Annotated in this window: 19 protein-coding genes and 1 tRNA gene; 12 read left to right on the top strand and 8 right to left on the bottom strand. The window is 68.5% G+C overall.

Translation table 11 applies throughout. From position 1 onward, the window contains the following. Positions 1–137: 137 nt before the first annotated feature. The 3 genes from ACWPOB_RS05180 (at position 138) to ACWPOB_RS05170 (ending at position 2,293) form a co-directional block, all read left to right on the top strand. Positions 138–866: a CBS domain-containing protein gene (locus tag ACWPOB_RS05180; RefSeq protein ID WP_455400124.1), complete on the top strand. Its 729-nt coding sequence runs from the start codon at positions 138–140 to the stop codon at positions 864–866. A gap of 61 nt (positions 867–927) precedes the next feature. Next, positions 928–1,140 (top strand): hypothetical protein, encoded by a 213-nt coding sequence (locus ACWPOB_RS05175; RefSeq protein WP_455400123.1) that lies wholly within the window; start codon positions 928–930, stop codon positions 1,138–1,140. Between the two features lie 271 nt (positions 1,141–1,411). Next, complete coding sequence (locus ACWPOB_RS05170; RefSeq protein ID WP_455400122.1) at positions 1,412–2,293, top strand: hypothetical protein; 882 nt, start codon at positions 1,412–1,414, stop codon at positions 2,291–2,293. Positions 2,294–2,483: 190 nt separating this feature from the next. On the opposite strand, the gene ACWPOB_RS05165 is transcribed toward ACWPOB_RS05170, so the two are convergent. Continuing rightward, on the bottom strand, positions 2,484–3,293 hold the full coding sequence (locus tag ACWPOB_RS05165; protein ID WP_455400121.1) for a hypothetical protein: 810 nt from the start codon (positions 3,291–3,293) through the stop codon (positions 2,484–2,486). 308 nt (positions 3,294–3,601) lie between these two features. On the opposite strand from ACWPOB_RS05165, the gene ACWPOB_RS05160 reads away from it, so the two are divergent. Next, positions 3,602–3,727, top strand: coding sequence for a hypothetical protein (locus tag ACWPOB_RS05160; RefSeq protein ID WP_455400120.1), 126 nt, complete (start codon positions 3,602–3,604; stop codon positions 3,725–3,727). A gap of 314 nt (positions 3,728–4,041) precedes the next feature. Further along, on the top strand, positions 4,042–5,472 hold the full coding sequence (locus ACWPOB_RS05155; RefSeq protein WP_100055361.1) for a DUF1254 domain-containing protein: 1,431 nt from the start codon (positions 4,042–4,044) through the stop codon (positions 5,470–5,472). A gap of 56 nt (positions 5,473–5,528) precedes the next feature. Here the strand turns inward: ACWPOB_RS05155 and ACWPOB_RS05150 are convergent, their stop codons facing one another. The 4 genes from ACWPOB_RS05150 to ACWPOB_RS05135 all read right to left on the bottom strand — a co-directional run bounded on the left by ACWPOB_RS05150 (position 5,529) and on the right by ACWPOB_RS05135 (position 8,483). Next, positions 5,529–7,238 (bottom strand): SulP family inorganic anion transporter, encoded by a 1,710-nt coding sequence (locus ACWPOB_RS05150; RefSeq protein WP_100055360.1) that lies wholly within the window; start codon positions 7,236–7,238, stop codon positions 5,529–5,531. Between the two features lie 202 nt (positions 7,239–7,440). Further along, positions 7,441–7,515, bottom strand: a tRNA-Val gene (locus ACWPOB_RS05145). Between the two features lie 34 nt (positions 7,516–7,549). Then, positions 7,550–8,014 (bottom strand): peroxiredoxin, encoded by a 465-nt coding sequence (locus ACWPOB_RS05140; protein WP_100055359.1) that lies wholly within the window; start codon positions 8,012–8,014, stop codon positions 7,550–7,552. A 46-nt stretch (positions 8,015–8,060) separates the two neighbouring features. Further along, positions 8,061–8,483, bottom strand: coding sequence for a DUF3052 domain-containing protein (locus ACWPOB_RS05135; RefSeq protein ID WP_006947669.1), 423 nt, complete (start codon positions 8,481–8,483; stop codon positions 8,061–8,063). 355 nt (positions 8,484–8,838) lie between these two features. Between ACWPOB_RS05135 and aceE the strand changes: the two genes are divergently transcribed. From aceE to ACWPOB_RS05105, 6 genes are all read left to right on the top strand, one after another. Beyond that, the gene (gene aceE, locus ACWPOB_RS05130; RefSeq protein WP_100055358.1) at positions 8,839–11,691 is read left to right on the top strand and encodes a pyruvate dehydrogenase (acetyl-transferring), homodimeric type; all 2,853 of its coding nucleotides are present in this window, start codon (positions 8,839–8,841) and stop codon (positions 11,689–11,691) included. A gap of 42 nt (positions 11,692–11,733) precedes the next feature. Then, the gene (locus ACWPOB_RS05125; protein ID WP_455400119.1) at positions 11,734–13,047 is read left to right on the top strand and encodes a PucR family transcriptional regulator; all 1,314 of its coding nucleotides are present in this window, start codon (positions 11,734–11,736) and stop codon (positions 13,045–13,047) included. A 128-nt stretch (positions 13,048–13,175) separates the two neighbouring features. Then, the gene (locus ACWPOB_RS05120; protein ID WP_455400118.1) at positions 13,176–14,093 is read left to right on the top strand and encodes an ACP S-malonyltransferase; all 918 of its coding nucleotides are present in this window, start codon (positions 13,176–13,178) and stop codon (positions 14,091–14,093) included. Between the two features lie 115 nt (positions 14,094–14,208). Continuing rightward, a complete protein-coding gene (gene acpM, locus ACWPOB_RS05115; RefSeq protein ID WP_100055356.1) occupies positions 14,209–14,487 on the top strand; it encodes a meromycolate extension acyl carrier protein AcpM in 279 nt (92 codons plus the stop codon). Between the two features lie 8 nt (positions 14,488–14,495). Continuing rightward, on the top strand, positions 14,496–15,743 hold the full coding sequence (locus ACWPOB_RS05110) for a KasA/KasB family beta-ketoacyl-ACP synthase (protein WP_455400117.1): 1,248 nt from the start codon (positions 14,496–14,498) through the stop codon (positions 15,741–15,743). Positions 15,744–15,842: 99 nt separating this feature from the next. Then, on the top strand, positions 15,843–17,276 hold the full coding sequence (locus tag ACWPOB_RS05105) for an acyl-CoA carboxylase subunit beta (protein WP_100055354.1): 1,434 nt from the start codon (positions 15,843–15,845) through the stop codon (positions 17,274–17,276). 70 nt (positions 17,277–17,346) lie between these two features. Here ACWPOB_RS05105 and ACWPOB_RS05100 read toward each other — a convergent pair whose 3' ends face one another. From ACWPOB_RS05100 to ACWPOB_RS05090, 3 genes are all read right to left on the bottom strand, one after another. Continuing rightward, positions 17,347–17,853: a DUF3145 domain-containing protein gene (locus ACWPOB_RS05100; RefSeq protein ID WP_006947655.1), complete on the bottom strand. Its 507-nt coding sequence runs from the start codon at positions 17,851–17,853 to the stop codon at positions 17,347–17,349. Between the two features lie 103 nt (positions 17,854–17,956). After that, a complete protein-coding gene (locus ACWPOB_RS05095) occupies positions 17,957–18,787 on the bottom strand; it encodes a serine hydrolase domain-containing protein (protein WP_100055353.1) in 831 nt (276 codons plus the stop codon). A gap of 37 nt (positions 18,788–18,824) precedes the next feature. After that, entirely contained in the window at positions 18,825–19,952 is a 1,128-nt protein-coding gene (locus ACWPOB_RS05090; protein WP_029544303.1) for an NDMA-dependent alcohol dehydrogenase, read from the bottom strand. A gap of 824 nt (positions 19,953–20,776) precedes the next feature. Between ACWPOB_RS05090 and ACWPOB_RS05085 the strand changes: the two genes are divergently transcribed. Continuing rightward, on the top strand, positions 20,777–22,378 hold the full coding sequence (locus tag ACWPOB_RS05085; RefSeq protein WP_455400116.1) for an MBL fold metallo-hydrolase: 1,602 nt from the start codon (positions 20,777–20,779) through the stop codon (positions 22,376–22,378). The last annotated feature ends 289 nt before the right edge of the window (positions 22,379–22,667 follow it).

Here is a 22,667-nt window from a genome sequence, read left to right as displayed (position 1 = left end):
CTGCCGGCTCCCCGAGCGGCCATCGGCGGTACGAATCCGCGAAGGCGGAGGATAGAAGTCCTACAGACGCGTCACATCTCATCGATGCCCACTCCCGTCTGCGAAAGCGCAGACCTGTCTCAGGAAGATGGAACGTGATGGACGAGGTAAGCGGTGCGATCCGATTCCTGGCCGCGTTCACCGCGATCGAGAACCATTTCACATGGAAACTCCAGACCGGCGACAGCCGGGCCGGTTTCGTCCGGATGGCCGAGGAATACGCCCGGCGACACCACACCCGGGTCGATCTGCCGGCGTTGCGCGCGTTCGCCGATCTGCGTAACGCCCTGGTGCACCACGACTACCACGGCGGCAGACCCGTTGCCGACCCGGTGCCGGAGATCGTCGAGGCGATCGAGAGGCTGCGGGACAAGATCATCAGTCCGCCGACGGTGCTGCACGTGCTCCCGCAACGCCCACTCGCGTCTTTCGGACTCGACGATCCGCTCCGCTCGGTCCTCGAGGAGATCCGCCGGCACGACTACTCGCAGTTTCCCATCTACGACGACCGCACCTACCGCGGTCTGCTGACCACCAACTGCATCGCACGCTGGCTCGCACACCGCCTGGCCACCGACGAGATCGTCGAAGGCGAGACCGTGGGCGCGGCGCTGGAGTTCGTCGAGCCCCACGATCGAGCCGTCCATCTGTCCCGCAAGACGACCGTGCCGCAGGCCATCAAGAAACTCTCCCCACCCGCCGACGGCGGACTCCCGCCGACCGCCTTGATCATCACGCACAGCGGCAAGCCCCACGAGAGCCCACTGTCCCTCGTCGTCGCGGACGACCTGCCGGTCCTGGTCGCCGCGATGGGCGCGGGAACATAACTGGGCACATGGCCGATACTCCTGTCGACGGCGGCATCTCGATTCCGACCAGGAGGTCCCCGTGAGACCCGGCGAAGTGCGGCTCGGCCAAGGAGTCTGGTGGGCCGAGGAATATTGGCGGGTGATGGGCGTCTACGACGACGGCAGACTGCTGCGCCTGGCGAGACCGACCCACTTCGAGGACGGCAGCTTCTCGTTCACCGAAAACGTGGTCAACGACGTACCCGTCGAGTTCGTCTCGCCCCCCGACTCGCGTGGACCCGGCTCGACATAGCAGGCGACGACAGCGCCACTCCGGGTCACGAAGGCCTCGCGGAGGACGTTTGTCGATGCGATCGACCCCCTCACTCGCACGTCGAACAGTCGTCACACTCTGCAACCGGACCCGGCAGATCGGCCCCGTGCACCACCGGAGGAATCGTGAGAATCACTCTGCCCAACGGCATCGTCATCGAGGACGACGACCCATCCGCTGCCACGGCCGCGCCGCGGCCCTCGCGGGCCTCGCACCCGTCGTTGACGATGCCGGCCCCGCCCCGAATGACGTGCCGGACGAAGAATCCGCCGGTTGCTCGGAGGACGCGGCACTCGAAGCCCTGCACATCGTGCGTGCTCGACCGAAGCCGGTGACCGTCACGTACCTCGCCAGGAGATTGGGCATCACCCCGGAGGACGCCCTGGAACGACTCGCGATGCTTATCGTGATGGGCCGGGTCGAGCAACTGTCCGACGGCATCTACCGCCCGATCGACAACGTCAACGACGTCGACGAGGGCGGGCCTCAGGACACCGCGGCGATGAATGCCGGCACCCAGGCCGAGGAATCGGAGACGGTGCCCTCCGCGGAACCCGACCCCTTCGATGCGATCATGACTTTCAGGCGTGAGGTGCAAGCCCTGCTACCGACCCGCCGCGACCGCGAGACCTACGACCTGTTCGTCTCCCGACGCAAGCGTCTGTCGAGTGCACGTGCCGCTGCGCTGTTCGAGCTGTCCCCCGCCGCGACAGGGGTACGGCTGCGTCGACTCCTGACTCTCGGGGTGATCGAGCGAGCAGGCAGAGGCTCCTACCGGGCCGTGATCCCCGAAACGCGGGATGCGGAGGCGTTCCTGCACAGCGCGCTCCCGCCCGAGGCCGAAGCGGAAGCCGAAGAACCGGAAGAGTCCCAGCCCGCCGAGGCCCCACACCGCCTGTCCGTCGACCACCGTCGGGCGATACAGGCTCGGCTCGACGACGACTGCGACCGGCAAACCTTCGAGTTGTTCGTCGAGAACGACGCCTTCCAGTCGGAGGGCACGGTCGCCGGTTCGCTCTTCATCACCCGCCGTGAGGCCGAAGACCGGCTGCGAAGACTGGTCGAGCGCGGAGTCATCGGACGCAAACCAACTGGCTACGGGACCTACAACCGCTACTACGCCGTCGACTGACTTTCTCCGAGTAGGCGAACAGCGCTGGACTGCATCCTTCGGGCGCTCATAGACGGTCGGTAACAACGCCTCCAGCAGCTTCTGCGACATGCCCCGGTTGTTGAGGATCTGCGCCGACAGGTCCGCCGAGGAGTGGCTGAGAGGGCGGGGAAGACCACGCCGTAGACCGACGGAACGGCACCTCCGGGCGTCAGTCGCCGGTCCCTCCGAACTCGGGAGGGGTGTCGCGGTAGGTGAACGGTTCCAACGTCACCGTTGCGCCGGTGCCTTCGTCACCGTCGACGAGTTGGGCCGCCGTGGCTCGGAATTCCACGCCGACGGTCCTCACGTACCCGTCCGCCTCCCACTGCCCGACCCTCCACCGCAAGTAGTCCCGCAGATCGTCCAAGCTCGCGAAGAACGTCACCGACTTGGGTGCGAGAACCACGCCGTCCTGCCGCCACGACTCTTCCAGGCCGTAGTAGCCGCGGGTGTGGCCGGCCCAGACCTCGTCGAGGGGCACGAGCAATTCACTGGGATCGCGTATCGGAACAGGACGCCATCCGTCCTTCGCGGGCTTGCCCTCGAGCACACGATCGGGTGCGCCACTGAGCGTCACGAGGGCCTGCATCTCGGCATCCGGCAGTTCGCGGAACGCCGCGGGGCCGTTGACTGCATTCGAGCTCTCCAGGGGCGTCCCCGCTTTTCGCTCGTGCACCGGGAACGCCGGCGTCAGCCAGTGGATGGGCTGTAAGTAAATTCTGCGAACGCCGGGCTCCCCAGTCAGCTTGGTGACCGTGCAGAACCCGACCACGGACTTCGAATCGGTCTGATAGGCCGCCACCACGTCCCCGGCCGTCACTTCTTCGGCGAGATGCTTGGACACCTCACCCGACAACGTCGAATAGTCCCCGCCCCACTCGACAGGGGCACCTCGACTGAACACGCCCCGTAGCCAGTCACCGAAATATCCGGACGGCCCGCCTTCCGCGGCGTTGCACTTGTAGAGCCAGAACCCCATCTCTACCTCTCCCGGTGACCGCAACAGACCGAAGCTGGGCCTTCCAGTCCGGGGTAACCTCGCGAACTCCTCCTACCCGTTTCTGTGCATTTCAAAAGCGGCGGGCCCTCGATTGGGAGAATCGGCCGCCGGTGGCTGGTGCCGCCCGCACAATCGCAACCATGGAGCTGGACGGTAAGGACCTCGGAAGGCTGCGCCGAGTCGCGGACCCACTCAGTGCCCGGACATCAGAAGCAGGTGATTTCACGCCCTGGCTTGCCGAGAACATCGACCTTCCGGCTGAGTAGCTCGAGAGGCCGTTGACGGTCGTGTCCACACAGGTCGCTGTCGGCGAATTCTGCTTCGACATCCAGGCGGAGGACGACAACGGCCGCACCATCATCATCGAGAACCAACTCGAGCGAACCGATCACGGGCACCTGGGCAGAGCCTGATGTACGCAGCCGGCTTCGACGCCGCGGCCAACTGCGAAGAGCCCGTTTGGGTATCGACACGGTTCGGTGAAGATCACCGAAGCGCGCTCGACTGGCTCAACGAACGCACTGACAGCTCGGTCGGCTCTTCGACGACGACCTCGAGGCGGTCGCGAACGCCTCGAGTCCGTGACGGGGTGTACCACGCCGTCACGTGTTCCCTCGTCGATCCGGCAGACAGTGAGGGCAGAGACGGCGCATCCTGAGTGGGTGGCGCGAGCCGTCGGGTCGGCGGCGGAGAATCTCGGCAGGGGCTATCGACACAGGAGGACGCGATGACCTCACATGCGAACAGCACCCCGATTCCGCCCGGCATCGAGATGCCGGACGAGGTCCGCACCCGGTTGGGCACGCTGCGGTTCTTCGACGGAGTCCCGGACGACGAGACGTCCCGGACACTGTTCGACAACCTGGACTTCCAGCGGGCGGTGCAGGCGTACCTGCTGGCGCAGCATCCGGTGTCTTGGGCCGCGTGGCGCCGGGGGCTGCTGCGCTGGGGCCCGGCGAACACCACGATGGCGCTCTGGGAGGACCTGTGCCACCCGTGCACCGTCGGACCGGCGATGCACACGACCGTTGTGTACTTCTACATGTGGATCGACCTCCACGACGGACCCCTCGTCCTGCACGCCCCGCCCGACGTGTACGGCCTGATCGACGACTCGTGGGGGCGCTGGGTCGTCGACATCGGCGCGACCGGACCCGACAAGGGCCAGGGTGGCAAGTACCTGTTCCTGCCGCCTGCATACGACGGCGAGGTCCCGGACGGCTACTTCGTGTTGCGGTCCCGTAGCTACGGGATGGTCCTCGTCTCGCGCGGTTTCCGCGACGAGCATGGCGACCCGCATCCGGCCGCCGACATGATCAAGGCGAAGACCCGGGCTTACCCGCTGGCTCAGGCCGACGACCCGCCGCCGATGCGATTCGTGAACGTCTCCTTCGAGCCGTGGGTCACCATCCCGGCCGCCGACTACCAGTACTGGGAGCTGCTCAACGAGGTGGTGCAGTCCGAGCTGCCGGAGTCATCCGACCCGGTCACGCTGGGGATGTTCGCCGCCGTCGGCATCCAGCACGGCAAACCGTTCGACCCCGACGAGCGGATGCGCGCAATCCTGACCGAGGCAGCCGCGGTCGGCCACGCGACCGCCCGCGCGCTCCTCTACCGGGTCCGCCAGCCCGAGGCACGCTACTACCCGGACGGCGCCTGGCGGGTCTTCCTCTTCGCCGGTTACCAGTTCCAGGACAATGGCGCCGCGATGCTCGACACCGCCGCCGCGCTGGGCTTCATAGGGAGCGGATCAAGTCCGGCGTACCTGACGGAGATGGTCGGCGCCGGATCGCAGTATGTCACGGCGTTCGTCGACGCCACCGGCGCACCCTTCGACGGCGGCAGGACCTACCGGCTGCACGTCCCGCCGAACGTGCCGGTCAACAACTTCTGGTCGATCGTCGTCTACGACACCCAGACCCGGTCGATGCTGCAGACCGACCAGGAATGGCCCACCGTTGCCAGCGACCGCGACATGATCTCGAACGAGGACGGCTCAGTCGATGTCCACTTCGGTCCCGAACGGCCCGAGGGCAGCCGCAACTGGATCCAGACCCTGCCCGGCAAGAGCTGGTTCGCGATAGTCCGGCTCTACGGTCCGCTGGAACCGTGGTTCGACAAGACATGGAGACTGCCCGACATCGAACCGCTCGCGTAGCGACCGGGAATGGTCCGCCCTGACGGCCGGTGCCTTTCCACCGGCCGTCAGGGAGGTCACGCCGACTTCTGGTCGGTGTCCGGCGGGTGGTCGAGGTTGCGACGGGCCGCGGTGACGGCCGCGTCGACGGTCGGGTGTGCGTCTGTAATGACACTGGCGATGCCGGTCGCGCTGAGCAGGTCGCGCACCTGGCCGATCTCGCCGGCGAAGAGCAGCCGAATGTGGTGGTGCTCGAGGTCGGCATACAGCCGGTCCAGCATCTCGACGGCGGTGATGTCGATTCCCGGCACAGCTGCGGCGTCGAGGACGACGGCCCGCGTGTCGTCATGGACATGGCCGCGTACGGCCGCTGCCACGTTGTCGGCGTTGGCGTAGATCAGCCCGGACTCGGGCCGCAGCACCACGATCCCGGGCTCAGTGAGCGCGTCGGGATGGCGCTGCAGGTCGACCCAGCGGCTTCTGTCCGGTGTGCGGCCCAGCTCGGCGACGTGGGGCCGCGAGGCCCGGAACAGCAGGAGCAGGACCGACACCGCGACACCGAGGAAGAGCCCGGGAAGGATGTCGAAGACCAGCACACCCACCATGGCGCTCGCCGCGGCGAGGAAGTCCGCGTACGCCGCGACGCCGTAGATCCGCCGCAGGCTCGGGGTCGCCAGACGCGCGTACTTGCGCAGCGCCCGGAAGTCGACGAGCTTCGTGACGGCCGCGATCACCACGGCAGCGAGGGTGGCCTCCGGCAGGTTCGCGAACAGACCGGTCAGGAACAGCAACGTCATCACCGTCAGCGCCGCCACGACGATGCCAGAGATCTGCGACACCGCCCCAGCCGAGACGTTGACCGCGGTCTTCGACAGGGACCCGTTGACGATCATCCCGGAGGACAGCCCCGCGCCGATGTTCGCTGTGCCCACCCCGAGCAGCTCCTGGTTCGGATCGATCTCGTAGTGTTCCTTGGCGGCGTAGTTCTTGGCTGCTCCGACGCCCTCGGCGAACGCCACCAGCAGGATCCCTGCCGCCGACGCGAGCAGCGCGACGTAGTCGGATCCAGGGAGGCTGGGGAGCCCGAGCGGAGGTAGCCCGCCTTCGATCCGCCCGACGATCTCCACTCCCTTGGCGTCGAGGCCGAGGACCGAGACGGCGACGATTCCCAGGACGACCGCGACCAGCGGTGCGGGCAGCCGGGGCGACACCCTGTGCAGGACCAGTACGACCGCAAGGGAGCCGGCGCCGACGGCCAACGTCCAGCCGTTCGTCCCACCCAGCGACGTGACCAGGTGCCAGGCTTTTTCGAAGAAGTCCCCCTCTCCCCTCGGGACTCCGAAGAGCTTCGGGAGCTGGCCGACGATGATCGTCAGCGCCAAGCCGACGATGAACCCCTTCAGCACCGGCTCGGAGATGAAGGAAGCCAGAAACCCCAGACGCGCCAGCCCCGCGAGAATCCCGAGCGCACCGACCAGCAGCGCCAGACCGGCCGTCAGCGCTGCCGCATCGGCGTCACCCGAAATGCTGGCAACAGCAGCACCCGAAAGCGCCGCGGTGGCCGCCATCGGCCCCACCACCAGGTGCCGGGAGCTGCCGAACAGCGCGTAGAGGAGCAGCGCCGCGGGCGCGGCATACAGGCCGATCACCGGAGACACCCCGGCGATCGTGGCGTACGCGAGGGCCTCGGGCACCAGAACCGCCCACACCGTCAGACCAGCCAGCAGGTCACGTCCCATCTGGTTGGCCCGATAGCCCTCGAACGACGTGAGCAGCGGCACCTTCACAACACGAGCACAGCAAACCCTGCCCGGCCACGACAGAGCCCAAAGACCCCGGGTGAGGCCGCACGATCCCGGCACACCGCAGCCGGCCCGGCCGTGTCCGCGGGCGTAGACGTGAAGGCCCTGCAGTGGATGTTGGGTGGGCAGAAGCCCCCTCGCGCGGTGAGGGACCGGCCGCTGACCAGGTCTCTCACCGCCACTTTCCTGGTGGGCGCGGAGGGTTTCGAACCCCCGACCGCTGGTGTGTAAAACCAGAGCTCTACCACTGAGCTACACGCCCGCAAATCCGACGGCTCACGCCGCCGGACTTTGCCTCAGGACTTTAGCGCGGCCAGCGCTCGCACCCAAGCGCCCTGGTCACGGGGTTCGCCGGGCTGATTCTCCTCGGCGAACCGGATGATGCCGTCCTTGTCCACGACGAACGTGCCGCGGTTGGCGAAACCGAACTTCTCGTTGAACACGCCGTAGGCCTGGGCGACGGCGCCGTGGGGCCAGAAATCGGACAGCAGCGGGAACGTGTAGCCCTGCTCGGCGGCCCAGATCTTGTGCGTGGGCGAGGCCCCCACCGAGACGGCGATGATCGCGGTGTCGTCGTTCTCGTACGTCGGCAGGTCGTCCCGCACGGCGCACAGCTCGCCCTGGCAGACCCCGGTGAACGCCAGCGGGTAGAACACGAGCAGCACGTTCTTGTGCCCGCGGAAACTCGACAGGGTCACTTCCTGGTTGTTCTGGTCCTTGAGTGTGAAATCGGGCGCCTCGGCACCCACCTCGATCGCCATCGCGTCGGTTGTCCTTACTTCGGTGGAGGTGAACTGAGCGGTGCGCTCAGCGCTTGGTGCGGGCGGCCTTCGGCTGCACCAGCCGGCTGCCCACCCAGTCGCCGAGGTTGGCGGTCGAGGTCTGAGTCAGGCCGGCGGTCGTGGCCGATTCGGCGATCTCGCTGGGCTCGACGTGATCCGCGCGGCCGGTCTTCGGGGTCAGCACCCAGACGACGCCCTCGTCTGCGAGCGGGCCGATCGCATCCATGAGCGCGTCGACGAGGTCCCCGTCGCTGTCGCGCCACCAGAGGAGCACCACGTCGACGACCTCGTCGGAGTCCTCGTCGAGCAGGTCCGATCCGATGGTGTCCTCGACGGCGGCCCGCAGGTCGTCGTCCGTGTCCTCATCCCAACCGAGTTCCTGAACCACCTGGTCGTGGGTGATACCGAGCTTCTGAACGTAGTTCTGGGCGTCCGCCGCGGCGACCACGGTGGTGTCCTCCTTCGGTTGGGCCGCGGGCCTGCCGCGTACCGGATGTCACGAGCGATTTTTCAAAGCGAACATCCTCGGGGGGCTCAACGCAAGCCGAATCGCAAGGAAAGTCACAACATTCTTCCGGGGACGTTACCGCGAGGAGGGCCGCACCGCCGATCTGCCGCGCGGAGCCGAACGGTCCGGATACCCGCCTCGCGGCCGCTTCACACCCGGGGGGATGCCTCCCACCGCGCGATGGGGGAAGATGAGCAGTGCATCTCGTTCAGATGTCGATGAGTCGGCTCCCACAAGAGCCGGCCTACGGAGCGGGCGCCACACCTGCGCGCCCCACCACGATGAGGAGCAGACGTTGACAGACCTGATCCACGAGCCCGATTCCTCGACGAGCGCCGCCACACAAGGCGCCTCGGAAGCGGGATCCTCGCCGAACACCACCGGGGCCTCCGACGGCCGCGTGCGGGTCATCCGCGAGGGCGTGGCCTCCTACCTGCCGGACATAGACCCGGCCGAGACCACGGAGTGGCTCGAGTCCTTCGACGGGCTGCTCGAGTCCGCCGGTCCTGCGCGTGCCCGGTACCTGATGCTGCGCCTGCTCGAGCGCGCCGGTGAGCGGCACGTCTCGATCCCGGCACTGACCTCGACCGACTACGTGAACACCATCCCGACCGAGAACGAGCCGTGGTTCCCCGGCGACGAGGAGGTCGAGCGTCGCTACCGTGCCTTCATCCGGTGGAACGCCGCGATCATGGTGCACCGCGCGCAGCGCCCCGGCATCGGCGTCGGCGGCCACATCTCCACCTACGCTTCCTCCGCGGCGCTGTACGAGGTGGGCTTCAACCACTTCTTCCGCGGCAAGGACCATCCCGGCGGCGGCGACCAGATCTTCATCCAGGGCCACGCCTCCCCCGGCATCTATGCCCGCGCCTACCTCGAGGGCCGCATCCCGGCCGAGCAGCTCGACGGGTTCCGCCAGGAGGCCAGCCACGCCGACCAGGGCGGCGGCCTGCCGTCCTACCCGCATCCGCGGTTGCTGCCCGACTTCTGGGAGTTCCCGACGGTGTCGATGGGGCTGGGCCCGATGAACGCGATCTACCAGGCGCGGTTCAACCACTACCTGAACGACCGCGGCCTGAAGGACACCTCCGACCAGCACGTGTGGGCGTTCCTCGGCGACGGTGAGATGGACGAGCCGGAGTCGCGGGGTCTCGCGCACGTCGCGGCGACCGAGGGTCTGGACAACCTCACGTTCGTGGTCAACTGCAACCTGCAGCGCCTCGACGGTCCGGTCCGCGGCAACGGCAAGATCATCCAGGAACTGGAATCGTTCTTCCGCGGCGCCGGCTGGAACGTCATCAAGGTGGTCTGGGGTCGTGAGTGGGACGCCCTGCTGCACGCCGACAAGGACGGCGCGCTGGTCAACCTGATGAACGCGACGCCGGACGGCGACTACCAGACCTACAAGGCCAACGACGGCGCCTTCGTCCGCGAACACTTCTTCGGCCGCGACCCGCGTACCAAGGAACTGGTCAAGAACCTCAGCGACCAGGAGATCTGGAACCTCAAGCGCGGCGGCCACGACTACCGCAAGATCTACGCGGCGTATGCGGCGGCGATGGCGCACAAGGGCCAGCCGACGGTGATCCTTGCGCACACGATCAAGGGGTACACCCTCGGCAAGCACTTCGAGGGCCGCAACGCCACGCACCAGATGAAGAAGCTCACGCTCGAGGACCTCAAGTACTTCCGCGACCTGCAGCGCATCCCGATCTCGGACGCCGAGCTCGAGGCGAATCCGAAGATGCCGCCGTACTACCACCCGGGCAACGACTCCCCGGAGATCCAGTACATGCTCGAGCGGCGGCGCGCACTCGGCGGGTTCCTGCCCGAGCGCCGCACCGCCAAGGCCCCGCTGACGCTGCCCGACGACAAGGCCTACGAGGTGATCCGCAAGGGCTCCGGCAAGCAGCAGGTGGCCACCACCATGGCGCTGGTGCGCATCATGAAGGAGCTGCTGCGCGACAAGCAGATCGGTCCGCGCATCGTGCCGATCATCCCGGACGAGGCCCGCACCTTCGGTATGGACTCGTGGTTCCCGTCGCTGAAGATCTACAACCGCAACGGCCAGCTGTACACGTCGGTCGACGCGGAACTGATGCTCGCCTACAAGGAGAGCGTCGTCGGGCAGATCCTGCACGAGGGCATCAACGAGGCCGGTTCCACCGCGTCGTTCACCGCCGTCGGCACCTCGTACGCCACGCACGGGTTGCCGATGATCCCGCTGTACATCTTCTACTCGATGTTCGGCTTCCAGCGCACCGGCGACGGGCTGTGGGCAGCGGCCGACCAGATGGCCCGCGGTTTCGTGCTCGGCGCGACGGCCGGCCGCACCACCCTCACCGGTGAGGGCCTGCAACACGCCGACGGGCACTCGTTGCTGCTGGCGTCCACCAACCCGGCGGTGGTGTCGTACGATCCTGCGTTCTCCTACGAGCTCGCGCACATCGTCAAGGACGGTCTGCGCCGCATGTACGGCGGCACGGAGGGTGTCGACGGGTTCGGCGGCGAGAACATCTTCTACTACATCACCCTCTACAACGAGCCGTACGTGCAGCCGGCCGAGCCGGAGAACCTCGACGTCGAGGGCCTGCTCAAGGGCATCTACCTGTACCGGCGCGGCGAGGGCGCCGGGCCGAAGGCGCAGATCCTCACCTCCGGTGTGCTCATGCCCGAGGCGCTGCGGGCGCAGGAGATGCTCGCCGACGAATGGGGCGTGGCCGCGGACGTGTGGTCGGTGACCTCGTGGGGCGAGCTGCGCCGTGACGGCGTCGAGTGCGAGCGGCAGGCGCTGCTCGACCCGGGTGCCGACGCTCCGACGCCGTACGTGGCCAAGGTCCTCGCCGACGCCGCCGGTCCGTTCGTGGCGGTCTCGGACTGGATGCGCGCGGTACCGGACCAGATCCGGCAGTGGGTGCCGGGCGACTACACGACGCTCGGCGCCGACGGGTTCGGGTTCTCCGACACCCGCCCGGCCGCGCGCCGGTACTTCAACATCGACGCGGAGTCGACGGTGGTCGCGGTGCTGGCCGCCCTCGGCCGGGACGGCGCGATCGATCGCTCGCAGGCGGTCGAGGCGGCCCAGCGGTACCGCATCGACGACGTGGCGGCGGCTCCGGAGCAGACCTCGGATCCCGGCGTGGCCTGATCCGACCCGCTCCGCCGCGGGCGACGGGCGTAGTTTCGTCCCATGGTCGCAGAACCCGCAGAGCCGCGTCCGAGGCGGGCACCGGGCGTCCCTACCGGGCGTCCGGTGCCGCCGGCGCGGCCGGAGCGTGATCCCCTGCCCGATGCGCTCCTGCGCCGGGTCAAGCAGTTCTCCGGGCGGCTGTCCACCGAGGCCGTCCACGCCATGCAGGAGCAGTTGCCGTTCTTCGCGGATCTCGACGCGTCGCAGCGGTCCAACGTGCAGCTGATCATCCAGACGGCGGTCGTCGACTTCCTCGAATGGGTGCGCAACCCCGACAGTGATCTGCGGTTCAGCCTGGACGCGTTCCAGGTGATCCCGCAGGATCTGGCGCGGCGGCTGACGCTGCGCCAGACCGTGGACATGGTCCGCGCCGCCATGGAGTTCTTCGAGCAGTGGCTCCCCGCGCTGGCGCGCAACGAGCAGCAGCTCGTCGCGCTGACCGAGGCGACGCTGCGCTACGGCCGGGAACTGGGCTTCGCCGCAGCCTCGGTCTACGCCAGCGCGGCCGAGTCCCGCGGTGCCTGGGACACCCGCCTCGAGGCGCTGGTCGTCGACGCGGTGGTCCGCGGCGACACCGGTTCGGACATGCTCTCGCGCGCCGCGACGCTGAACTGGGATGCGACGGCGCCGGCCACCGTGATCATCGGCACTCCCCCGCCGAACGAGGGTGTGTCGGTCGTGACGACCGTGCACTCGATCGCGCAGCAGCACGGCCGCGCCGCGCTGGCGGTGGTGCAGGGCGAGCGGCTCGTGATGGTGGTCAGCGGGGAGCTGCACGGCAGCATCGAGGCGATGACGTTCCGCTCCGAGCTGATGCGCAGCTTCTCCGACGACCCGGTGGTGATCGGTCCCACCACGCCCACCCTCGCGTCGGCGCACGCGTCCGCGGTCGAGGCGATGGCCGGCATGGAGGCGGTGGCCGGGTGGCGGGGAGCGCCGCGGCCGGTGCACGCGGCGGAACTGCTGCCGGAGCGGGCGCTGCTCGGCGACGCGGGGGCGATCGCCGCGCTCGAGGACGACGTGGTGGCTCCGCTCACCGAGGCGGGTGCGGCGCTGGCCGACACCCTCGACGCATACCTCGACTGTGGGGGTGCTGTCGAGACCTGTGCCCGACAGCTGTTTGTTCATCCAAATACCGTCCGGTACCGGCTCAAGCGGATCACAGAAGTCACCGGCCGCGACCCCACGAATCCCCGTGATGCTTACGTGTTGCGGATTGCCGCCACCGTGGGAAGGCTGGCTCGAAGTCATAACGAATTACGAACTCCAGTCCCACCAGTCTCCCGTTTCACACTGCGCGAACCGGGCACGTAACGGGGGACGGCGTTCCGTCGATGGTGGACGCCGACGTGCTGTTTTGTTGGAACCCTACAAAACAGCAAGCGAGAGTTCATCCCTACCGACATCTCGCAAGGCCGTGTCCAGGGTGTTCTCTGATCATCGTGATTTCGCTGCTCGCCCCCGGTCAGGGGTCCCAGACACCCGGCATGCTCGCCTCCTGGTTGGAGCAGCCCGGAGCCCGCGATCGCATCCAGCTGTGGTCGAAGGCCTCGGGCCTCGACCTCGAACGCCTCGGCACCACCGCGACCGCCGAGGAGATCACCGACACGGCGGTGACCCAGCCGCTGGTCGTCGCGACGGCGCTGCTGGCCTACGAGGAACTCGAGTCCCGCAACCTCGTCCCGGACGACACGATCGTCGCCGGCCATTCGGTCGGCGAACTCGCGGCCGCAGCAATCGCCGGCGTCATCAGCGCGGACGAGGCGGTCATGCTCGCCGCCGTCCGCGGTGCCGAGATGGCCCGGGCGTGCGCGCTCGAGCCGACCGGGATGTCGGCCGTGCTCGGCGGCAACGAAGAGGACGTGCTCGCCCGGCTGGCCGAGCTCGACCTGACGCCGGCCAACATCAACGCGGCCGGCCAGATCGTCGCCGCCGGTCGCCTCACGGCACTCGAGGAACTCGCGGCGAACGCTCCGGAGAAGGCCCGGATCCGGCCCCTGCCGGTCGCCGGCGCATTCCACACCGTATTCATGGCCCCGGCCCAGGAAGCGGTCGCCGAGGCCGCGGCGAAGATCGTGCCCAGCGATCCGACCCGCACGCTGCTGTCCAACTCCGACGGGGCACCCGTCACGTCGGGAGCGGACGCACTGACCAAGCTTGCCGCGCAGGTCACCCGACCGGTGCGCTGGGACCTGTGCACCGCGACCCTGCGCGCGGCCGAGGTCTCGGCGGTCGTGGAGCTTCCCCCGGCCGGCACCCTGGTCGGCATCGCCAAGCGGGAGATGCGCGGCACGCCGACCACGGCACTCAAGACCCCTGAGGAGATCTCAGCGCTGGCCGAATCGCTCCGAGTCGGCTAGTTTGCTGCGCGCGCGTCGCGCAGTACGGGACCTGCCCTCGACGGGCACCCGGAATCCGGGCGGAATCCGCCACCCGGTCCGATCAGCAAGACGAAACGAAGAAGGGAGCCACAACGTGGCCGCCACCCAGGAAGAAATCATCGCCGGTCTCGCGGAGATCATCGAAGAGGTCACCGGCATCGAGCCCTCCGAGGTGACCGTCGAGAAGTCCTTCGTCGACGACCTCGACATCGACTCCCTGTCCATGGTCGAGATCGCCGTGCAGACCGAGGACAAGTACGGCGTGAAGATCCCCGACGAGGACCTCGCCGGCCTCCGCACCGTCGGTGACGCCGTCACCTACATCCAGAAGCTCGAGGCCGAGGGCGTCCAGGCCACGAACGACAACGAGTGAGCTCAACCGTGACTTCCGCCTCTCCCCGCACCGGGACATTCCCCAACGTCGTCGTCACCAGCCTCGCGGCCACGACATCGATCGCTGGTGACGTGGATGCCACGTGGAAGGGCCTGCTCGCCGGTGAGAGCGGCATCGACACGCTGACCGGCTTCGTCGACGAGTTCGACCTGCCGGTTCGCATCGGCGGCAAGCTCAAGACCAGCCCCGACGAAACCCTCTCGCGCGTCGAGATCCGCCGGATGAGCTTCGTCGAGCGGCTCGCGCTCAACCTCGGCCGCACCGTGTGGGAGAACGCGGGCAGCCCGGAGGTCGACCGCGAGCGCCTCGGTGTCGTCATCGGCACCGGTCTCGGTGGCGGCGAAGCGCTCATCGACGCCGTCGACAAGCTGCGGAACGACGGCTACCGCAAGGTGTCTCCGTTCGCCGTGCAGATGGTCATGCCGAACGGCCCGTCGGCGACGGTGGGCCTCGAGCTCGGCGCGAAGGCCGGCGTGCTGACGCCGGTGTCCGCCTGCTCGTCCGGCAACGAGGCCATCGCCCACGCCTACCGGATGATCGCGCTGGGCGATGCCGACATCGTCGTCGCCGGTGGCGTCGAGGGCCAGCTCGACGCGGTCGCCACCGCCAGCTTCGCCATGATGCGGGCGCTGAGCACCCGCAACGACGACCCGAGCAGGGCGTCGCGTCCGTTCGACAAGGACCGCGACGGCTTCGTCTTCGGCGAGGCCGGCGCGCTGATGGTGCTCGAGACCGAGGAGCACGCCAAGGCGCGCGGCGCCACCATCCACGCCCGCCTGCTCGGGGCGGGCATCACCTCGGACGGATTCCACATCGTGGCACCCGATCCCGAGGGGACGGGCGCGGCGCGTGCCATGACGAAGGCCATCAGTGGCGCCGGCCTGTCGCCGTCCGACATCGGCTTCGTCAACGCGCATGCCACGGCCACACCCATCGGCGACATCGCCGAGGCGAAGGCGATCAATGCCGCGGTCGGCAACCATGCCGCGGTGTACGCACCGAAGGGGGCCCTGGGGCATTCGATCGGTGCGGTCGGCGCGCTCGAAGCGGTCCTGACGGTCCTGAGCCTGCGGGACGGGGTCATCCCGCCCACGCTCAACGTGGACAACCAGGATCCAGAGATCGATCTCGACGTCGTGAAGGGCGAAGCCCGTTACGACCAGATCGATTTCGCGCTGAACAACTCGTTCGGTTTCGGTGGGCACAACGTTGCGCTCGCGTTCGGCCGGGCCTGACCCGACCGGACTTCGCTCGCCGTCGGGGTGGGGGTCTCGTCACGGGACCCCCACCCCCGGCGCCCATCCCCCGCTCTTGCCTTGCCCGAGGAGAACGCGATGACCGTCCTGGAACCTGCTCAGACGCGCGATGCCGCCGTCGACCCCCGCGATCCGCTCCGGCGGCTCGAGCGGTTGTTCGACGCGGGCACCCTGAGCTTGCTGCACCCCCGGGACAAGTCCGGCATGCTTGCCGCGATCGGTTCCATCGACGGCGTCCGGACCGTCGCGTACTGCTCGGACGCCACCGTGATGGGTGGCGCCATGGGCGTGGACGGCTGCAAGCACATCGTCGACGCCATCGATACGGCCCTCGAACAGGACGTCCCGATCGTCGGGCTGTGGCACTCGGGCGGCGCTCGGCTCGCGGAGGGGGTCGACTCCCTCCATGCCGTCGGCCTGATCTTCGAGGCCATGGTCCGCGCTTCCGGCCGGATCCCCCAGATCTCCGTCGTTCTCGGCTTCGCGGCGGGCGGCGCCGCCTACGGCCCGGCACTCACCGACATCGTCATCATGGCGCCCGAGGCCCGCATCTTCGTCACCGGCCCCGACGTGGTGCGCAGCGTCACCGGCGAGCAGGTCGACATGGAATCCCTCGGTGGTCCGGACACCCACACCAAGAAGTCCGGTGTTGCCCACATCGCCGCCCACGACGAGGACGATGCCCTGCACCGGGCCCGTCGCCTCGTGTCGATGCTCGCCGAGCAGGGCGAGTTCGACCTCGACGCCGCCCGTCGCGGCGACACCGACCTGCGGGCACTGCTGCCCGAATCCCCCCGCCGCGCCTACGATGTCCGCCCGATCGTGCACGAGCTGCTCGACAACGTCGAGGGCGAGTCCACTTTCGAGGAGCTGCAGGCCGGATGGGCCCGTAGCGTCGTCACCGGCTTCGGCCGGCTCGGCGGCCGCACGGTCGGCGTCATCGCGAACAATCCGCTGCGCCTCGGCGGCTGCCTGGACTCCGTCAGCGCCGAGAAGTCCGCGCGTTTCGTGCGCCTGTGCAACGCCTTCGGCGTTCCCCTCGTCGTCGTCGTCGACGTGCCCGGCTACCTGCCCGGCGTGAGCCAGGAGTGGGAGGGCGTGGTCCGTCGCGGAGCCAAGCTGCTGCACGCATTCGCCGAGTCCGAGGTGCCCCGCGTGACGCTGGTGACCCGGAAGATCTACGGCGGCGCCTACATCGCGATGAACTCGCGTGCACTGGGCGCGACCGCCGTGTTCGCCTGGCCGGACGCCGAGGTCGCCGTAATGGGAGCCAAGGCGGCAGTGGGAATCCTGCACAAGCGGGCCCTGGCCGCGGCGCCGGAGGAGGAGCGGGAGGCACTGCACGACCGTCTCGCCGCCGAGCACGAGGCCATCGCCGGCGGCGTGGGCCGGGCGATGTCGATCGGCGTCGTCGACGAACTGATCGATCCGGCGAGGACCCGCAGCACCCTCGCCCAGGCGCTGGCCGCGGCTCCGGCGCGCCGCGGCCGCCACAAGAACATCCCGCTGTAGGCGGCTGCGCCGCCGGTGCGTCCTTCGGGTTGTCCCAGCAGCCCAAAGGACGCACCGGCCGCGCAGCGGCCTACCCCACGTTCCGGCGCAACCAGGTCACCTCGGCACCCTCGCCGCCGCTGCGGTAGGGCTCGAGCGCCTCGTCCCAGGCCGTTCCCAGCACCCGGGTCAGTTCCTCCTCGATGTTGCCGCCGGCGAGCAGCGCCCGCAGCCGCATCTCTCCGACCACGACGTCCCCATTCGCGCTCGTGTTGCCGCGCCACAGCCCCAGTCCCGGCACGTGGCTGTAGCGCTCGCCGTCGACGCCGTCGCTGGGGTCCTCGGTGATCTCGAAGCGGATCATCGGCCACACCCGGAGGGCATCGACGAGGCGTGCGGCGGTCCCCACGGGACCCGCCCAGTTCACAGTCGTGCGCAGTTGTCCGACGTCGACCGGTTGACCGATCCAGGTGAGATCCGGACGGCAATCGAGGGTGGCGGCCAGTGCCCATTCGATATGCGGGCAGACCGCAGCAGGCGACGAGTGGATGTAGACCACCCCGGTCGTCGCATCCGCGAACTGGTTCGACGCGCGCACTACACACCTCCACTTCGACGAGGGACGTCTTCCCCAACGGCCTGACATCGAAGCGGTCGCGCGTGGCGACAGGGGACAGTCTGCCTGTGTTACTCCTGTTTCGCTAGGGAACGGATGAGGAATTTGAGAATTCGGTGAGTACGTCGTCCGCGAGGGCCGGCCACCGCGGCTTGGCCCAGTCGCCGAAAGCCCTGTCGGTCAGCGCGACACACGCGACCTCCGCGCGGGGATCGACCCACAGGAATGTACCGGATTGGCCGAAGTGCCCGTACGTTTCGGGCGAATTGGCCGAACCGGTCCAGTGCGGGTTCTTCCGGCCGCGGATCTCGAACCCGAGCCCCCAGTCGTTGGGCTTGTGCATGCCGTATCCGGGCACGATCCCGTCGAGCCCCGGGAACTGCACCCGGGTGGCCTCCGCGAGAGTCTGCGCGGACACCAGGCGGGGCGCGAGCAGTTCCGCGGCGAAGTGCGTCAGGTCGGCGAGCGACGACTGCCCCCCGTGCCCGGCTGGTCCCGGCAGCGACGACTCCCGCATCCCGAGCGGCTCGAAGACGGCCTGGGTGAGGTATTCGGGGAACGGGATGCCGGTCTCGCCCGCGACGAGCTCCGCGAGGATCTCGAAGCCCGCGCTCGAGTAGATCCGCTTGCGCCCGGGCTCGGCCTGCGCCCGGCGCTCGTCGAAGGCGAGTCCCGACGCGTGTGCCAGCAGATGGCGGACGGTGGACCCCTCCGGACCGGCGGGCTGATCGAGCTCGAGCGCGCCCTCCTCCACGGCCACGAGGACCGCGTAGGCGACGAGCGGCTTGGTGACCGACGCGAGACGGTAGAGCCGCAACTGGTCGCCGTGCCCGGCGACGACACCGCCGCCGCGGGTGAGTACCGCGGCGGCGGCGTGGTCGACGGGCCAGTCGGAGATCGCGTCGAGGCTGTTCACGTACCCAGCCTAGAAGACGGCGCAGGCTACCGCGCGATCACCGATCGGCGTCGGTGTACTTGATGACGCCGCGGATGTTCTTCCCGTCGAGCATGTCCTGGTAGCCGTCGTTGATCTGCTCGAGGGTGTAGGTGCGGGTGACCATGTCCGCGAGGTTGAGCTGGCCGGACTTGTACATCGCCAGCAGGTTGGGAATGTCGACCCGCGCATTGCAGCCGCCGAAGATGTTGCCCTGCAGATCCTTCTGCAGCATCGCGAACAGGAACGCGTTCAGCTTCACGTCCATGTCCGTCATGTGCCCCATCGCGGTGACCACGCAGCGGCCGTTCTTCGCCGTCAGCTGCAGGGCCTCCTCGACGTATTCGCCGCGCATCTCGCCCACGGTGATGATCGTCTTGTCCGCCATGCGGCCCCAGGTGGTCTCCATGATCGGCATGAGCGCCTCGGCCATCGACGCGTACGCGTGCGTCGCACCGAACTTCAGGGCCTGCTCCCGCTTCCACGGCACGGGGTCGATCGCGAAGATCTGCCGCGCCCCGGATGCGACGGCGCCCTGCAGCGCGCTCATCCCCACACCCCCGATGCCGATGACGGCGACAGCCTCACCGGGCTTCACGTCTGCGACGTGGGTGGCCGACCCCCAGCCGGTGGGCACGCCGCAGCCGACGAGGGCGGCCAGCTCGAACGGGATGTCCTTGTCGATCTTGACGACCTGCGTCTGGTTGACCGTCATGTAGGGCGCGAAGGTACCGAGCAGGCACATCGGGATCACGTTCTGGCCGCGCGCCTGGATCCGGTAGGTGCCGTCGGAGATGGCCATGCCGCTGAGCAGGCCGGCGCCGAGGTCGCACAGGTTCGAGTGACCGGTGGCGCACGACGGGCAGCGGCCACAGGCCGGAATGAAGGACAGGACGACGTGGTCGCCGACCTCGAGGCCCACAACTCCCTCGCCGACCTTGGTGATGACACCGGAACCCTCGTGGCCACCCATCGCCGGGAAGGACGGCATGGGCGTCGCTCCCGTGACGATGTGGTGGTCCGAGTGGCACATGCCCGCCGCCTCCATGCGGATCTGAACCTCACCCGCGACCGGGTCGCCGATCTCGATTTCCTCAACCGACCACGGCTCGTTGAGACCCCACAGGATCGCGCCCTTGGTCTTCATCTGCATCGCCCTCCGTCACAGTGCGTGTGTACGCATGTGACCATAGCCACAAGACGGCGAAATTGGAACAGGTTCTATGTATTGGCGCTGCCGGGCCCCGGCCGGTCCGGGGTGGGGACTCCTCATGGACACGGCGGCCGAAAGCCGGACCGCACCCCAGGGCTCCGCCCACCGTCACCGAGCCTTCCCCGCCGGGCCGGGACAAACCGGACCGACTGCGCGAACAGGACTCGGACCAGGGTGAATCGCAGGGTGAAGATCGGGAACCGCGTAACCCTCGGCCGTCCGGCAGCGGTGTAGACGGCATGAACGTGATCGCGTCGCTGCTCGTCGCGTGGGTGGCCGTTGCTGCGGTGGTTGCCACGATCGTCGGGGCAGCGATCGCCCTCAGAGCCGAGCACCGGTCGCCGCGGTCCACCCCGCGGCGGACGAACGGTCCACGACGGGCACCGCACCGCGCGGCACGCGGTGAGCGACTCCGCACCGGCGTGTGCGCGGATTCGCGAGACTGACACGACGAACGCCCCCGCCCCGTCTGCTCGAGGCGGGGGCGCCCGGTACGGGGTGACGCCGAGCGTCGGGGTGCTCGGCGCCACCACGATGTCCATCGACCGGCCGCCGGCGGGTGTAACGGCCGACGAGGGTGATTGCCGGGGTGATATTCACGGCGCGAGGTGACCCCGCGAGTGAAGGCCTTCAGCCGGGCCTGACCGGCGCCGCCGAGTCCGCGAGATTTCCAAGCAGGGCTGCCCGACCCGGATGTTCGGCTAGCTTGGCTGTCGTACCTGCAATTTCGGCAGGCGATTCCGTAGGAGCTGCGCGTGATGCAACATCCGACTCTCGTCTTCCACGGTGCCGCGAAGACGGTGACCGGCTCGTGCATGGAGGTCGCACTCGGCGACACGCGGATCCTCGTGGACTGTGGCTTGTTCCAGGGCTCACGCAGCCTCGAGGAGCTGAACCACGGCGACTTCGCGTTCGCGCCGGACGAGATCGACGCCGTCGTCCTCACCCATGCCCACATCGATCATTGCGGTCTGTTGCCCAAGCTGGTGGCGCAGGGTTTCGACGGGCCGATCTTCTGCACCGGCCAGAGCGCCGACCTGCTGGAATTCATGCTCGCCGATGCCGGGCGCATCCAGGAATTCGAGGCCGAGCGGCGAAACCGGCGGCGCGATCGCACGCGCGAGAAGCGGTTCGTCCCGCTCTACACCGAGGAGGATGCGCTCGCCGCCTGGGGGCAGACCCGGGCGGTCGCACTCGAGGAGTGGTTCGAGCCCGCCGCGGGCTTTCGTGCGCGACTGTGGAACGCGGGGCACATCCTGGGTGCCGCATCGGCGGAGATCGAGGCGGGGGGCGTGCGCCTGCTCTTTTCCGGCGACCTCGGCCCCGCGCAGAAGGCGTTCCACCCCGATCCCGAGGGCCCCTCCGGATCGGACCATGTCGTCTGTGAATCCACCTACGGCAATCGGACTCGAGTGCGGATGACGATCGACCAGCGACGCGACCTGCTCGAAGAGGAGATCCACCGGGCCGTCGGGCACGGCGGCAATCTCGTCATCCCCGCCTTTGCGCTGGAACGGACGCAGGAACTGCTGCTCGACATCGCACACCTCGCCGACGAGAACCGTATCCCCGCGGTGCCGGTGTTCGTCGACTCACCGCTCGCCAACCGCGCGACCTCGGTGTTCGCCGAACATGCGGGCGAGCTCGAGGACCTCGACGGGAAGGACATCTTCCGCCATCCCGCGATCCACTACGTCGACGACGCCTCCGTCTCCAAGCGGATCAACGACGTATCGGGCGCGATCATCATCGCCGCCTCGGGCATGTGCGAGGCGGGACGCATCCGTCATCACCTGAAGCACAATCTCCACCGCCGGGATTCGACGATCCTGTTCGTCGGCTTCCAGGCGCAGGGCTCGCTGGGCCGTGTGATCCTCGACGGCGCGAAGCGCGTCCGCATCTCGGGTCAGGACATCGACGTGCGAGCGCAGATCCGCCGGATCGACAGCTACTCCGCCCATGCCGATCAGACCGAATTGCTGGACTGGATCAAGGCGCGCAGCCCCGTGTCGGGCAGCCTGTTTCTCGCCCACGGCGAACCGGAGGCAGTGGCTGCGCTGGCCGAACTGGTGCGGGAGGTCGACCCTTCGCTGTCGATCATCACCCCGGAGATGGGGGAAGGCTACCTGTTGGCGCCGGGCACCCCGGCCACGCGAATACGCCCCGCCCGCGCGGATATGCCACGCCTGACCGGCCGCGATTGGCAGAACGACTACGCCGAACTTGCGGTGAGCCTCAAACAGCAGCTCGCGCGCATCGCGGATGCCGGCTCGCGCCGGAAGGCCATCGCCGAGATCCACGAGGTCCTGGACAGCTACGCGGACGTCCGCGACGCGGGGCGGCGGAGGAAACGGGGTTGAACCGAGTCCGAAGCGAGAGTCACACCGCCGACAGTGGCCCGAATTGCACCGATCGGGACCTTATGCCCTACCCGAATGGGCCGTTCTACTTCACATCGTCCCGCAGGCCGAATACGCTCGGATCCGGCCGCTATCCCCCCTGCACAGTGGCCCTGCCCCGCCGGTGACGACGCGCGAAGCCGGCGGGGCTTCGCTTTCTCCCTTCGGCACCCCTGCTGCTTCTCCCCTTCGGCACCCCTGCTGCTTCTCCCCTTCGGCACCACTGCCGCGGCCGCACGAGGTCGGCGTG

The organism is Rhodococcus sp. 2H158 (genome assembly GCF_053764755.1).
This window is presented reverse-complemented; position numbering and strand designations above follow the sequence as displayed.

What these genes read in the sequence shown, in the direction of transcription:
- ACWPOB_RS05180 (WP_455400124.1), top strand. Translation starts at nt 138, where the DNA reads ATGGACGAGGTAAGCGGTGCGATCCGATTCCTGGCCGCGTTCACCGCG.
- ACWPOB_RS05165 (WP_455400121.1), bottom strand. Translation starts at nt 3,293, where the DNA reads ATGGGGTTCTGGCTCTACAAGTGCAACGCCGCGGAAGGCGGGCCGTCC.
- ACWPOB_RS05155 (WP_100055361.1), top strand. Translation starts at nt 4,042, where the DNA reads ATGACCTCACATGCGAACAGCACCCCGATTCCGCCCGGCATCGAGATG.
- ACWPOB_RS05140 (WP_100055359.1), bottom strand. Translation starts at nt 8,014, where the DNA reads ATGGCGATCGAGGTGGGTGCCGAGGCGCCCGATTTCACACTCAAGGAC.
- ACWPOB_RS05125 (WP_455400119.1), top strand. Translation starts at nt 11,734, where the DNA reads ATGGTCGCAGAACCCGCAGAGCCGCGTCCGAGGCGGGCACCGGGCGTC.
- ACWPOB_RS05105 (WP_100055354.1), top strand. Translation starts at nt 15,843, where the DNA reads ATGACCGTCCTGGAACCTGCTCAGACGCGCGATGCCGCCGTCGACCCC.
- ACWPOB_RS05090 (WP_029544303.1), bottom strand. Translation starts at nt 19,952, where the DNA reads ATGAAGACCAAGGGCGCGATCCTGTGGGGTCTCAACGAGCCGTGGTCG.
- ACWPOB_RS05085 (WP_455400116.1), top strand. Translation starts at nt 20,777, where the DNA reads ATGCAACATCCGACTCTCGTCTTCCACGGTGCCGCGAAGACGGTGACC.